This window comes from Sporosarcina sp. QA0331 (genome assembly GCF_055808055.1).
In genome coordinates this window covers 813803-828144 of record NZ_CM147850.1, presented here as the reverse complement: position 1 = coordinate 828144, position 14342 = coordinate 813803, and the positions used below count along the sequence as shown (strand labels likewise).

Annotated in this window: 9 protein-coding genes; 4 read left to right on the top strand and 5 right to left on the bottom strand. The window is 42.5% G+C overall.

Annotated features, from left to right (window positions below):
• Positions 1 to 86 precede the first annotated feature (86 nt).
• Together AC0L13_RS03950 and AC0L13_RS03945 are read right to left on the bottom strand one after the other, a co-directional pair.
• On the bottom strand, positions 87 to 1151 hold the full coding sequence (locus AC0L13_RS03950) for an alanine/ornithine racemase family PLP-dependent enzyme (RefSeq protein ID WP_473644192.1): 1065 nt from the start codon (positions 1149 to 1151) through the stop codon (positions 87 to 89).
• An 11-nt stretch (positions 1152 to 1162) separates the two neighbouring features.
• Complete coding sequence (locus AC0L13_RS03945; protein WP_473644191.1) at positions 1163 to 2572, bottom strand: alanine/glycine:cation symporter family protein; 1410 nt, start codon at positions 2570 to 2572, stop codon at positions 1163 to 1165.
• Between the two features lie 258 nt (positions 2573 to 2830).
• Between AC0L13_RS03945 and AC0L13_RS03940 the strand changes: the two genes are divergently transcribed.
• Positions 2831 to 4780 carry a methyl-accepting chemotaxis protein gene (locus AC0L13_RS03940; RefSeq protein WP_473644188.1) on the top strand — a complete coding sequence of 650 codons (1950 nt, stop codon included), beginning with the start codon at positions 2831 to 2833 and terminating at the stop codon, positions 4778 to 4780.
• A 275-nt stretch (positions 4781 to 5055) separates the two neighbouring features.
• Positions 5056 to 6111, top strand: coding sequence for an acyltransferase family protein (locus AC0L13_RS03935; protein ID WP_473644186.1), 1056 nt, complete (start codon positions 5056 to 5058; stop codon positions 6109 to 6111).
• Positions 6112 to 6154: 43 nt separating this feature from the next.
• On the opposite strand, the gene AC0L13_RS03930 is transcribed toward AC0L13_RS03935, so the two are convergent.
• On the bottom strand, positions 6155 to 6871 hold the full coding sequence (locus AC0L13_RS03930) for a GDSL-type esterase/lipase family protein (protein WP_473644184.1): 717 nt from the start codon (positions 6869 to 6871) through the stop codon (positions 6155 to 6157).
• Between the two features lie 340 nt (positions 6872 to 7211).
• Between AC0L13_RS03930 and AC0L13_RS03925 the strand changes: the two genes are divergently transcribed.
• Entirely contained in the window at positions 7212 to 8960 is a 1749-nt protein-coding gene (locus AC0L13_RS03925; protein ID WP_473644182.1) for a methyl-accepting chemotaxis protein, read from the top strand.
• A 181-nt stretch (positions 8961 to 9141) separates the two neighbouring features.
• Positions 9142 to 10269, top strand: a complete 1128-nt coding sequence (locus AC0L13_RS03920) for a response regulator (protein WP_473644180.1) — start codon at positions 9142 to 9144, stop codon at positions 10267 to 10269.
• Between the two features lie 43 nt (positions 10270 to 10312).
• On the opposite strand, the gene AC0L13_RS03915 is transcribed toward AC0L13_RS03920, so the two are convergent.
• Positions 10313 to 13354, bottom strand: a complete 3042-nt coding sequence (locus tag AC0L13_RS03915) for a hybrid sensor histidine kinase/response regulator (protein ID WP_473644178.1) — start codon at positions 13352 to 13354, stop codon at positions 10313 to 10315.
• A gap of 13 nt (positions 13355 to 13367) precedes the next feature.
• Positions 13368 to 14279, bottom strand: a complete 912-nt coding sequence (locus tag AC0L13_RS03910) for a diguanylate cyclase domain-containing protein (RefSeq protein WP_473644176.1) — start codon at positions 14277 to 14279, stop codon at positions 13368 to 13370.
• Positions 14280 to 14342 lie beyond the last annotated feature (63 nt).

Below are 14342 nucleotides of genomic sequence, written 5' to 3'. Positions count from 1 at the left end.
CGGATGATCTCTTCTCGTATAAAAATACTAAAAATCGAATTATCATTATTGTGCCATGCACAGGCACCTATAAAAGGGGCACCTACTCAGTCTACGTAGACCTTCCTAACGTAGCGGGAAGTGAAGGCGCGCATTGTAGAGAAGTAGCCGAGCTGCAGTTCAACTGTATCGCCGACTTTGTAGGCGGTTTTGCTGTCGGTGACGTCGAGCATGAGATGGTCGGAGCTTGCGCCAAGGATGATGATGTCTTCGTCGACAGGTGTGGACGTTTCGACGTCAAAATCCTGTTTTCCAAGAGCACAAATCGCTTTCAACCTCATGCCCCTGTCCGTAAATGTCGGGCTATTCCCATACGAATCTACTCCGACTGTCCCCCACGGCAAGGATGGCTTCTCTTTCAGTTCGACGATTTCACATTCCAAAGTGAACACATCTTTAAACGTTCCCGGCAGAAACGTGTAGTTGGAGCGTTCCTTACCGAACAAAAGTGATTCGCCGAGGCGTAAATTGTTGACACCTTCGCTAATTCCACCTTTGAGCATCAAGTCCAATGTCGCAGAATTCCCCCCGCTGACGACTTCCAGGTCCCTGCCGATCCTTGTACCAATCGTTTTGGACAACCCCGCAAGCGACGCCATTTTCTCCGAATCGGATTGGATGAATGAAAAGCATGTCAAGTTGACACCGATTCCATATAAATGGACGCCTTCCTTTTTCTCGGTTTCCACCGCAACATTAATAAGCTCCTCATAATCGGTAAATCCTTCGCGGATATCGCCAAGATCCACCATCAAAATCACTTTGTGGACCTTTCCTTTTGCAATTGCAACGTCATTGATCGCCTGGATCGTCGCAAGCTCCGAATTGAGTGAAGCATCCGCGTACGATACAAGATCCTCAACCTCACTCATCATCGGCGGACGGATTAGCCACTTCTCCGCATCAAGGTCTTTCAATAATTTCAAGTTCTCAACACGTGAATCGCCGAGCCGCATAATGCCGCCAGCGACATATACGGAGGCAATTTCAGGATCCGCGCCGAATACTTTCGTCACGCCTGTCACAGCAATATTCCTTGCTGCGCAAAGCGCTGAAACGGCACGGACATTTTCAAGCAAATGTTTTTTATTAATACGAACGACTGGATACATACCCATCCCTCTTAATTCCAGAAATCAGTCTTCTCTTTAAGCCCGATCGATTTCGCCTTAAAGACAGGGTTCTTCCCTTCTTTTTTCTGTCTCGTATAATCATCAAGACATTTGAAAGCAGTTCCTCCAAGGATCAAAATGATCGGAATGTTAATCAGTGCCATAATGCCCATGAGAACATCTGCCGTGTTCCATGCAATCGAGAAATCGAGTTGCGCGCCGAAGAAGACGATGACGACGGCTGCTAGTCTAAAGAGTGTTAAACCGGTTTTGCCCACTTCTTTTTTATTCAAATACTTAAGATTCGATTCTGCATAGAAGAAGTTCCCGATAAGCGATGTGAACGCAAAGCAGAACAGTGCAAACGTAATGAACCAAACACCAAATCCTCCGAAAAGCGACGATACAGCTGCTTGCGCATAAGGAACTCCCGCCATGTCTTCAGTAGGCACGACGCCCGAGCTCAATAGCATGAAAGCTGTTGCCGAACAGATCAATAACGTGTCAATGAACACCGACAGCATTTGGACCAGACCTTGCTTTGCGGGATGGGAGACGCTTGCCGCCGCAGCAGCGTTCGGTGCAGAACCGACACCCGCCTCGTTGGAATAAAGACCGCGCTTAATCCCGTACATGATGACGGAACCAGCGAAACCGCCGAATGCCGATTTGAAATCAAATGCCGATGTAAAGATGTCTACGAACATACCCGGCACAAGATTCAAATTAGCGATGACCATGATCAGCGCCACGCCGATATAAGCAATCGCCATTACCGGAACGATGATACTCGTAATTTTACTTAATGCTTTTCCGCCTCGGAAGATACTCAATCCTGTCAGAAGCGCTAAAATCGCACCGACGATGATCGGTGTCGATGAATTGTAGAATGAATATCCTTCAAAAGCCGATGCAATGTTGAAGGAAGCAACCATGTTGAATCCGCCCATATACGTTAAAATGAGGGCGACCGCGAAGACGACTCCTAAAAATCTGCTTTTCAGCGCCGCTTGGATGTAATACGCTGGCCCACCGTAAGAGCCGCCATCTTGATCTCGCTTCTTATAAATTTGCGCAAGCGTACTCTCGATGAACGCGGAAGCGCCGCCAATAATCGCGATAACCCACATCCAAAACACTGAACCTGCTCCGCCGAGGACAATTGCAGTCGAAACACCAGCAATATTTCCGACACCGACCCTTGACGCGGTAGATACCATCAATGCTTCGAATGCAGAGATCGAATTTTTGTCTTCTTTCGGCTCCGCTACAAGCTTAATGGATTCCTTGAATAGACGGAATTGGACAAATTTCGTACGAATGGTGAAATAAAGTCCTGCAACAATCAAAAGTATAATAAGAATGTAGCTATACAACCATGTACTAAAACTGTCAATTAATCTCTCATACAATTCATACATAAAATACACTTCCTCTCTACTTTTTTAATATTTTCATGAATCCGCTTTCATTTCAAGAAGATGCATATACTTTTCATATTTTATTACAATATAACTTTATTGACGATTTTTCAATGTTAAATATTGTGATATATAGTTCTTTTTATTTAAAAACTTGGAAACAAATACTTTTCTTCTGATATTAAAATTGAATTTATTTTTGCCGAAATAAAAAGATAGAAAGAGTTGATGGAATGACTCACAGAGAGGAAGAGAATAATGTTTACAAACATTCGTACAAAACTAATTTCAGCTTTTGCGCTAATATTGATCATTCCCACGGTCAGCATTGGATTACTATCATATATAAGTGCGAAAAATGCCGTGGAAAGCCAAATTATCGGAGAAGCTACTGATAGTATCGAAGTGTTGAATACGACAATCGATAGCACTTTATCAGCTAAGATTCATGATATTAAAACATTGAGCGAGCAAATACAGTTCGCTGGAAATGAAAGCGAAGCCCTACGGAGCAAACTAGCTCAATATGCGGAGTTGCATCCAGAGATTTTGAGCATTTATGTCGGTATGGAGGATGGGACTTTCATTCAGGAACCCGTTATTAACGACACGTCTTCCTATGACCCGCGAACACGGGATTGGTTTAAGCAGTCCATGGAACATAAAGGCGAGGTTCAAATTTCAAAGCCGTATGAAGATGCTACCGTGGATGCTATGGTTGTCACCATTTCAAAGACGACGAAAGACAATGCCGGTGTCATTAGCGTCGATATTACGTTAGATTTTATCGATCAATTAACCCGTCAAGTGTCGATTGGCGATGAAGGGTATGCAATGCTATTGGACGGTGATATGAATTTCATTTCCCATCCGACGAGCGAAGCAGGAACGTTGGCGGAGGAAGACTTCTACCAAAATATGTACAAGCAGTCGAGTGGAGATTTTGATTATAGCTTAGAAGCCGACAAAAAATTTATGACATTCACGACGAATGAATTGTCGGGATGGAAAATCGGAGGTACCCTCTTTGAATCGGAAGTAAAAGATGCAGCGGCTCCAATTCTGAAGACGACGATTGTCGTCATTATCATAGCGCTAGTTGTTGGCATCATTCTCGTTTATTTCATTATGCGATCCGTCCTCAAACCGATCAAGGATTTGCGGAATAAAGCAATTACAATCAGCAACGGCGATTTAACCGAGGAAATCATTGTCGGGTCAAAAGATGAAATCGGGCAATTGGGGCAAGCGTTCCGGGACATGCAACATAGTTTGAAACGTTTAATCGGAAATATCGAGAAAAATACGGAATTCGTCGCTGCCTCATCCGAACAATTGACGGCTAGCGCCGAACAGACGATGTATGCAACAGAACATGTCGCGTCAGCTGTACAAGAAGTGGCTGGCAATGCCGAAAGCCAACTGAACAGCGTTGAGCAAAATGCGCAGCTCATTAACGAAGTAACAGAAGGGATTTCATACATCGCCGATCGTTCTACAAAAGTGTCTGAGCTCGCCATCCATACGATGACGCAAGCCGAAATCGGCGGACAGGCAGTTAGTGACACGATGAATCAGATGTCGTCCATTCAGTCTTCTGTATTGGAATCAAACCGGATGATTAGCTCCTTATCTGAACGTTCGAAAGAAGTCGGCACGATCTTAAATGTTATCACCGGCATTGCACAGCAGACAAATTTACTTTCATTGAATGCCGCCATCGAAGCAGCAAGAGCGGGTGAACACGGAAAAGGATTCGCAGTCGTCGCAGATGAAGTTCGGAAGCTTGCCGAGCAATCTCATCAGTCCGCTACGGAAATTTTCACGATCATTCAAGGCATCCAACAAGACACCGAAAGCTCCGTCAATATTATGGCGAAAGTGACAGATGACGTTAAAGAAGGAATGGCCATCTCGAACGGGGCGATTGAAAAGTTCCAACAAATCTTAACAAGCACGCAGGAAATTACACCGCAAATGGACGAAGTTTCCCAAACGGCACAAATCGTCCAATCCGCTATCCAAGCGGTTCATGACACAGCCATCGAACTTGAAAACATGGCGAAAAGCAATGCTGCTTCCTCCGAAGAAGTAGCCGCCTCCACAGAAGAGCAGCTCGCTTCCATGGAAGAAATCACCGCATCCGCCAAAACCCTCTCCACTATGGCCGAGGAACTACAAGAACTCATCTCAACCTTTAAACATTAAGCGGGTTGAGACAGTTCCCGAGGTGGTGCCTGTGCAACACACATTTATGACAATTCAATAATAGTCATTAAATTCAAACAGAAGCCAACCAAAGACTGATACGGTTGGCTTCTTCTCATTTTATATTCAATGTTAGTACATAGTCAGAATAGTTTCTGTACGAGCACCGTAATTTGCCAGCATTTTTTCATTTTCATATCAATGCTGTTACAAAGCGCTGAAAGCTTGAGAAGGGGGTATATAATAGCAGCATATTTAGTTAGAGGTGTATAGTTATGAATAAGAAACGATTAACGTGGGTGGATGTCACGAAAGGGTTTTTGATGATCCTTGTTGTCATCGGTCATTACCCGGGAGAGCTCGATTTTCCACTCGCGAAATATATTTATTGGTTCCATATGCCAGCATTTTTCATCTTAAGCGGTTTGTTTTTTAAGCCGGTTTTCGAAAAAAAGGATATGAAACCGACAATCCACAAGCGATTTATGCAATTGATCGTCCCCTATCTGTTTTTCCTCGTCAGTATTACGCTGATTCGTTATGGGATGGAAATCGGTTCAGGCAACTGGGACTTGTCGTGGTATCTCAATGACTTATGGACGCTTGCCGTCGGCGGGCGATTCATTCGCGGAGCGTACGGGGTCTTTTGGTTTGTGACTACATTGTTTTTCACTTATATATTTTTCTTGCTGCTCACGAAATATTTCAACCGGACGAAACAGTTCATCATTCTTGGCGTTTTCTATATCATTGCTCATTTCGAGAGTATTATCGCCATGCATGTCATCGGCGGGAAACCGTCCGAGGCGGCACAATCTATACCGATGATTTGGAACATTGACGTCGCCCTCATGGCAATCGTCTATTTCGCCATCGGATATTACTTGAAGGATCTTTGGATGGACATTTCGAGAAAGTGGATCGTTGCAGCATTGGTCGTCAGTATGACCGCTGTCCTGCTCGATAGCTTCCACATCATCGACTACCGACTGAGCATGAAATTTTTACGGTATGACCATTTCGTATTAGATTTGGTGATTCCCCTTTCATTCACAGTTCTATTGGTAGGCGCCTTTCAGTTCATCACAGCGCGACTGTCGCTTAACTGGCTGCGAAAAATTGAGCAGCACTCGCTTTCCATTATGTATTTGCATATTTTTGCAGATATCATTTTAAACGATTATTTCACTTATGGCCTTATCGGCTTTACAGCGATCGGATTATTCATTCCAATCATCGTTTCTATTTTAATTAATAAACTGCTGCCGCACGGCCAACTTCTGCTAGGCGGATTTAAACCGAAGAAAAAGTCAGAACCAATTCCAACATAAAAAAAAGCTGGACCTCGAAGGTTCAGCTTTTTTTATATTATATTTATTTAGAACGAAGCTGTTCGACCCAAACTTCATATCCTTTTCCATTCAAATGAAGCCCATCAACCGTGAACTTCTTATCCAACTGCCCGTTCTTATCCGTAAAACTCGAATGTAGATTGATGAACATAATTCCATGCTCATCCGCAATCCTCCGCAATATATCATTAAATTCATTTACTTTTGCATTAGATACTTCATTCCCAAAAAGCCCGTAATTCACCGGAAGGATTGATTGAATATAAAGCTGGGTCTCCCTCCCTTCAAAAGCATCAACGATCGCATTGACGCGGATTTCGAAATTCTTGGCATCTGTTTTATAGCGAATATCATTGACCCCAATCATCAAATAGGCCTCTTTCGGATTCCGGTCCACCACTTCTTCGATCCGATCCAATACGCCTTTGGCCACATCATTCCGGATTCCTCGATTCAGAACAACGTCGTCACGGAAGTATTCCTGAAATTCTCCGTAATCGGTAATGCTATCCCCGATGAAAACTTTATCCACATTGTCCGTGGCAGAGTGCTCGAAGACACTCTTTTTCGTATAGTAATATGCAGAATCTCTTTTAGGGGAAGGCGTTGTTTGCATTTTCGTTTTCACAAATTCGATTCCGCCAATCTTATGTACAACATAACTTCCTGTTCCAATTAACAAGACATTTAAAAGCAATGACACTACAAATAAAATAGTTCCTTTTTCCAATCCAGACACTCCTGTTCTTCCACCAATAAAGCATGTTATACCCCATTCCGCGCGAAAAATAACAGGAATTGTTTGGTTGCCTGTTCATGGTTCAATTATGGCAATTCACTTTTTAAAATAAAAATACAAAAACCTACCGACAGATCATTGACTTGATAAGCTTTTCGTTTTTCATTATACAATTGTATTGCATTATCTGAGTTGTGTGCTGCACAGGCACCAGGCGAAGGAAGAAAGTTACTGTCGGTTAATTTTATTTTAATAGTATTTTCATACTTTAATAGGTATAATGAGATGGTAATATTCTTTTCGTTTTCATTACTTTTGATTCAGTCAGGGAGGGACTTCTTTGTTTAGGCAAAAAGGAAGCGTTCGGAAGAAAATTATTCTAGGAACTTTAATTCCTATTTATCTTCTCACAATGGTATTTGGTTTTGTGTTTTATTACACATCAATGCGCATCGTTGAAGTAAATGTCATGCCAGAGTTTGAGAAATCACTGAGCTCGGCAATGGATGATGTGACAGAGAAAGTGACGGGACGACTTGTCAATCGCGCATTACAGGATAAAAATGCGCATAATCAGCTTCTCCATATTATCAATGGCGTGAAGAAAAGTGACGGTGTAGAAAACATTTCGATACATAGTAAGGTTGACGGTGAGGATACGCTTCTTGCGTTTTCAGAGTCGACCGATTATCTAGTTCCACGGTCATTCAATGAGAACCATAATCTAACGCTTGAGAAAGGCGAGGCATTGTTCAGCGATGTCTATAAAGATGAAGACGGTGTGCATAAATCACTTTATTATCCGATTCCGGAAACAGATTCGGTCATTGTGGTGAGCCAGGACGCTTCGTCGATCAGTGATCTGGAACGTACGATCATTATCGTAAGCATTGCCCTCATCGTTCTAGGAAGCATCCTTGGAGTTGCAATCCCTTCACTCGTCTCAAGACAGATCACGAAACCGCTTCAGCAATTGGTTCGTTTCACTGAAGTCATCGCGCGAGGCGACTTGACGCAAACGATTCAAATGAAGAGCAAAGACGAAATCGGCCGGCTTGCCCATAGTTTCGATCATATGAAAAATGAACTTAACAGCATGATCAAACATGTGAATACAGCGGCGGACAATGTCGTCACTTCATCAAGCGAATTAGCCTATAGCGCCGAGCAGATGAGTGAAGTTGTAAATCAATCAACCGTTGCGACGCAAGAAGTTTCATCAGCTAGCGAATCGCTTTCGGTTGCAGCCAATCAAAATCTGACAGCACTTGAGCAGATTACAGCGGGCATCCAGGATATTGCGGATTCTTCTTCAAAAGTTGCGGAAGAGACGTCAGAAGTTTCGAAAGCAGCTGAGCAAGGAAGCCAGTTGATTAACGACTCGATTGAAGGCATCCATACGATTAATCAATCGGTGCAAGCTTCGATGAAAATTACAGAAAACATGTATATCCGCTCAGCTGAAATCGAGAAGATCATCGGCATGATCACCGATATTTCTGACCAAATCAACCTTCTTGCATTGAATGCCGCCATCGAAGCGGCTCGTGCTGGTGATGCCGGGAAAGGATTCAGCGTTGTAGCGAGCGAAGTACGAAACTTGGCCGAGCAATCTGCAGCTTCTGCAAATCAGATCCGTGGCCTCATTACCGAAATGCAAAACGGCTCCCGGCAATCAGTTGAGGCAATGGCACAAGTGTATTCCGACGTTGAACGCGAAACGGTTATCGTCAACAATGCAGGAGAAACATTCGGCAGTATTTTAGCAAAAATCGCGAACATCTCGGCAAACGTACAATCCGTTTCCGCGACAGTCCAAGAAATTTCCGCAGGTTCCGAAGAGATTCTCGCATCGACACACGACACTGTTCAATCGCTTGAATCCACATCCGGCCATACGCAAAATATCGCCGCTTCTATGGAAGAGCAGCTCGCTTCAATGGAAGAAATGGTGGCAACGACAGATACGTTGAACGGCTTGGCGAATGAATTAAAGTTGGAAATTAGTAAATTCCAAGTGGCCGAAGAGACTCCAGTTGATGAAGTTGAGATTAAAGAAGATTTGCTAGAAGATGAACAATCAGAGTAAAAATACAACACCGCCTGTCAGTTGCTAGGCGGTGTTCTTTTATAATAAGTAAAATATATCAACCGCTGGCCAAGCGTGGAAATGGCGTTATCCATCGGCATTGCTTCTTGCACAGCCGTTAAATAATTGAGATAATATTGGAATATATTGCTTACTATTTCAATGATGGGGGTAATTCATTGTGATCCGTGCGATTGTTGTGGATGATGAGCAGCTGGCTCTACGCCATATGGTGAAGAAGCTGCAATCAATCAAAGAGGTTGAAGTTGTCGGTTCTTTTTCAAATGCGCGTGATGTTCTCAAGGAAATGAAAAATCTTGATCTCAATGTTGTTTTCTTGGATATTGAAATGCCGGGATTAAGTGGGCTTGATTTGGCGGATCTTATCAACGATTGGGACAAGGATATTTTCATCGTCTTTGTAACAGCTTACCGGGATTATGCAGTACAGGCGTTTGAACTGCATTCCATTGACTATTTATTAAAACCAATCATGTCGGAACGGCTGGAGAAAACGATATTGCGGATCCAAGAACAGCTTGAGATGCAATCCCTACAAAAGACAGATGCTCCACTTACTTCAAATGCCTTGAAAATTATCTGCTTCAAAGAATTTGCTGTATATTATCACAACACCCCAGTGAAGTGGAAAACCGGAAAGGTGAAGGAACTTTTCGCCTTTTTCATAACAAACCTCCAAGATCCTATCCACAGGGATACTATCATTGAAACATTATGGCAAGACGTGGAATACCAAAAAGCAAAAATTCAATTGCATACTGCAATTTCATACTTACGAAAAACGTTGGATTCAATGGGTTATCCGAATGCCATCACTTTTTCAAACGGTAGCTACGTAATGGAAATCGATCATTTTCAATGTGATGCCCATCAATTTGAACTGATCTTCGAAGGGCATCCACAAATAACATTTGCTAATATCGAGATATTCGAAGACATCATTCAAAATTATAACGGTGATTATATGGAGAACAACGGATATGAGTGGGCTCATGTGAAGGCGCATGCACTCCGTCAAAAACTATCGCATCTCCTTCAAATGATGATCAACTACTTCTCTGATAATAATTTGTTGAATAAAAAACAGCAGTACTTACAACTCCTCGTTTCCCTGAATCCGTATTCGGAGTCTGCCGTTCAACAACTAATGCGATTCTATGTCAATACTGGCAACCGCGGAGAGGCCGTAAAAATTTATCATGAAATGAAGGATCTGCTTGTTGAGGATCTTGGCATTTTACCGGATCAATCATCGACAGAGCTATACGACTCCATTTTGAAGGGATAGAAAAAGTGCCATAAGACTGGCTAGACAGTCAACGGCACCTTTTTCATTTTGGAACGGTAAATGACACGGTTGTACCAACACCAAGCTCACTCGTAATTGTCAATCCCTTGCCGAATAATTGACGTAGCCGCTTATCAGTATTCAACAAGCCGATTCCTTTATTCCGTTCACCCACCTTGGATAACAACCTCAACGCTTTTTCCTGCTCCATCCCGACTCCGTCATCCGCAATCGAAATTTCGACAAATCCTTCTAATTCTGTGATGGATATTTTCACAGTTCCGCCATCAGGCTGTTGTAGAACCCCATGGTTAATAGCATTTTCAACTAGCGTCTGGATTGCGAGTGGAGGAACGAGCACTTTTAAATTTACGTCCACTCGCCACTCTACTTCCAATCTTTCACCAAACCGTTCCTTTTCAATAAATACATAGGAACGGACAAGTGCAAGCTCCTTATTAAGCGGCACGAGTTCACTTAAGTTTTGGGTTGTAAAACTTGCATTCAAGTAATTGCCGAATTCATTAATCAGTTTCAGCATCTTTTCTGGGTCCTCTTCACTGAGCGCTGCTATTGTATTTAAAGTATTAAATAAAAAATGCGGTTGTATTTGTGCCTGTAGCCATGCAGCTTCCATAATAACCCGGTCGGACATCGATTTTCCGAGATCTGTCAGTGCCTTCGCTCGTACAAACAATTCAACTTTATCGACCGGTTTTATAATATAATCATTTGCCCCAAAATAAAACCCTGTTTGAATATCCTCTAACTGACTGCGGGCGGTCAACATCATGACAGGCAGCTCTGCCATCGTGTATCGCTGCCGAATCCTCTCTGTCAATTCATAACCGGACATCTTCGGCATCATTATATCTGTCAAAACGAGATCCCATTTGCCTTTATTCAATACTTCCAATGCTTCTATCCCGCTCGTGCATGTGGTCACTTCGAATTGCGCAGCTCTCAAAATGCGCTGAACAATAGTTAAATTGAGTGTATCATCATCGACGACAAGAATCCTTGGCAGTCCTTCTGATTGTAACCCTGCAGCCATTTCCAAACGGACGTCCGTGGACTTATTCAGCGCTAGATGCTCCGTTCTCGATTTTATCCTTTCATCTCCTACGGGAATCGCGAATGAGAAGGTCGACCCTTCAGCAACAGCAGATTGAACTTCCAGCTCGCCGCCATGAAGACTGACGAGTTGCTCACAAATGCTAAGCCCGAGACCAAGTCCCCCACCCATTGCCGTAATACTAGAATCAGCCTGCTCATATGGAAGAAAAATCGATTTCAACATTTCCTTGTCCATACCGACTCCGGTATCTTTCACGCTGATCCTCGCCATCTCCCCTTCGATATCGGCGGAAATCGTAATTTCTCCACGCTCCGAATACTTCACAGCATTATGAATGAGGTTGAACATAATTTGGAACAGCCTATTTTCATCAGCTCTCACGTAAGGAAATTCATCAATTATTTTTATCGCGAATGAAATATCCTTCCCCTCCGTCATAAGTCGCATCATGTCAACGACGCTTGCGACAACGGCGGAAAGATCGACGTTAGCTTTATGAAGCTTTATACCGCCCTCTTTCAATCGTTGAATGTCGAATAGATCATTCAAAATATAAGACATCCTCTTACTGACAGAAATAAGTGTCTCCATATTCCTCTTGCTTTCAGGAGATAAATTGTCATTTTCCGTTTCATAAATCGTTTGAGAAATATTCATTATGCCATGCAACGGATTGCGCAGCTCATGCGAAGTATTTGCCAGAAATTCATCTTTCTTTTGATTAACACGTAAAAGCCTTTCCGCGAGTGCCTTACTTTCCTCTGTAGCTCGAAAAAAATGTCGGAACCAGAAAACGGCAAAACAGATGACAGCAATAATCATATTAAATGGGTAATACGGCAGAACGATCAATCCAATCGTATTGAATGATGCACATAATACATTGAACGCAATACTTATCGTTGCAAATAACAAGTAGATTGAGCCGCTCATCCCGTTCGACACGATTTTCAGCAAACTGAACGGAATTAAGATCGGACCAACAATGAAGATCAAAGAAAATAAATATCCCGAAATAGGTCGAATATCCAATAAAAGAACAAAAATATAAACAAAATATACGATGACCAATAATCTACATAGAATGGAAAGTAGCGATGTAGCTTTCAACGTACCGGCTAGCAACTTTTTGAAGAAGAGCACAAGGAAGATAATACTTGTTGCATAAGAGAATTGTACAAGCTTCATCAACCAAAATTGTTTGATGGCCGGGAATAAATAAAGCAAGATCCGCTCATCATCAAGAAGGATTGATATTGCAGCACATCCAAACACAATAGCCAAATATAATAGTTCGCTTCTTCTTGAAAAACCGATGTAAATGATGACTGCGAAAACAAAGTGCAACAGCAAGATGCTGACGGATAAGATTTGGGACATGAGTGCAACAGTGTGGCTTTTTTCAACCGATGACGAAAAACCAAATTGAATCGGCTTCATCATCCCACTTCTTTTCGACAGACCTGCGTCAGCTACTTGTATGGATAAATCAATCACTTTGACATCGCTATCCAAGTTCACTTTAAAAGGTTTGACGTTTGGAACATAATCAGTTACCTCCGTCGCGACAATCCCCTGTTCAATCACTTTTTCACCATTAATATAAATGGCCGATGCGGATCTAATATCTTTTACATATAACGTATACGGCTCACTCATCTCATCCACTAAAATCATAAGATGATATGTGCCGTATAAAAAGGACAGGTCCTTTCCAGCTGGTGGATCTATTAGCGACTCTCGCCATTTACCTGGCACGGTTATGTATGCCTCCGGCGTATTGTCCGGCTGCTTGGCTTTTTCAAGACTCCATGGGGAAAACATCCATTCCCCTACTAACTGAACCGGATCTTCCGCTAAGTCAACTCCGCGCAGATCTAGCACCCCTCCTTCTGCTTGCGGAAAATCCTTATCATAGTACAGGTTGGCCCATACGAATCGAAGCCCTACTAACGCAATTAAGAAACAACTTGTCAGTATGATGATTTTCTTTCTATTCATGCTCATTAATTTCGCCAGGTTACTTCATATCTCCTTCATTCACTAAGAAACTGGTTTTATATCGTTTATTGGCGTTACCGACTTTCCCTTTTGCTTCATACATAGCATCATCTGCTAGTTCGATCAATCGTCGGGCATTCATACTATCATCAGGATAAATACTCGCACCGATGCTGACGCTAACTTTGATATGATGCCCTTCTAATTCGAAATTCTTGTCAAATTGAACTAAAATACTTTCGATTACACTTTCCAGATTATCGGGATCTTCGAGGAGGATAATGAATTCATCCCCACTCACATGGAAGACTCGCTCGGCAAGAAACGGCAGTTGAGAGATCCTCTTCCCAACCTCGATTATTAGCAAATCCCCGATAGTATGGCCATATTTATCATTCACCAACTTGAGCTGATTCACATCCATGAAAAGCACCGCAAACTTTGTGCCGTCTTGCTCCGCTCTACAAATATGCTCATCTATCGAAAGGAGCAATTTCCTTCGATTCGGCAGCTGCGTCAATTCATGCCTAAAGGCAAGCTTTCTCCATTTTTCCGCATTTTTTTGGTCGGTTTTATCGACATGCAATATAATCACTTGTTGTACGGCACCATTGTTAGTCACCGGGATGAACGTGGATTCAATCCATTTCAAATCGCCATATTTCGTAACGAAATAGCTTTCTCCGTTCCACTGCTTTCCTTGCTGTATTTCATCCCAAATCCCCAGCCAGTCGGCTTTCTCCTTATTTACCAAATCCCAATAATTGCTCAACAGCAATTCATCCGCTGTATAATGAAATTTTTCGAGAAAGAGCTCGTTCACTTCTATAATCTCTGCTTCACATGTAAGTTTGACAATCATAAATGTTTGATCAAATACATGTTGAACAGTTAGAAAGGTACTTTTATCAAATATTAAATTTCCAGACATTAGACTCACCTCTGTAATTGACTCATCTATTACTATAGGTGTATGTTCTTATAGTTTTCTTAA

Bases quoted from the DNA above. Each gene is read 5' to 3' on its own strand.
- AC0L13_RS03910 (WP_473644176.1), bottom strand. From the start codon at position 14,279: ATGTCTGGAAATTTAATATTTGATAAAAGTACCTTTCTAACTGTTCAA.
- AC0L13_RS03940 (WP_473644188.1), top strand. From the start codon at position 2,831: ATGTTTACAAACATTCGTACAAAACTAATTTCAGCTTTTGCGCTAATA.
- AC0L13_RS03915 (WP_473644178.1), bottom strand. From the start codon at position 13,354: ATGAGCATGAATAGAAAGAAAATCATCATACTGACAAGTTGTTTCTTA.
- AC0L13_RS03935 (WP_473644186.1), top strand. From the start codon at position 5,056: ATGAATAAGAAACGATTAACGTGGGTGGATGTCACGAAAGGGTTTTTG.
- AC0L13_RS03950 (WP_473644192.1), bottom strand. From the start codon at position 1,151: ATGTATCCAGTCGTTCGTATTAATAAAAAACATTTGCTTGAAAATGTC.
- AC0L13_RS03945 (WP_473644191.1), bottom strand. From the start codon at position 2,572: ATGTATGAATTGTATGAGAGATTAATTGACAGTTTTAGTACATGGTTG.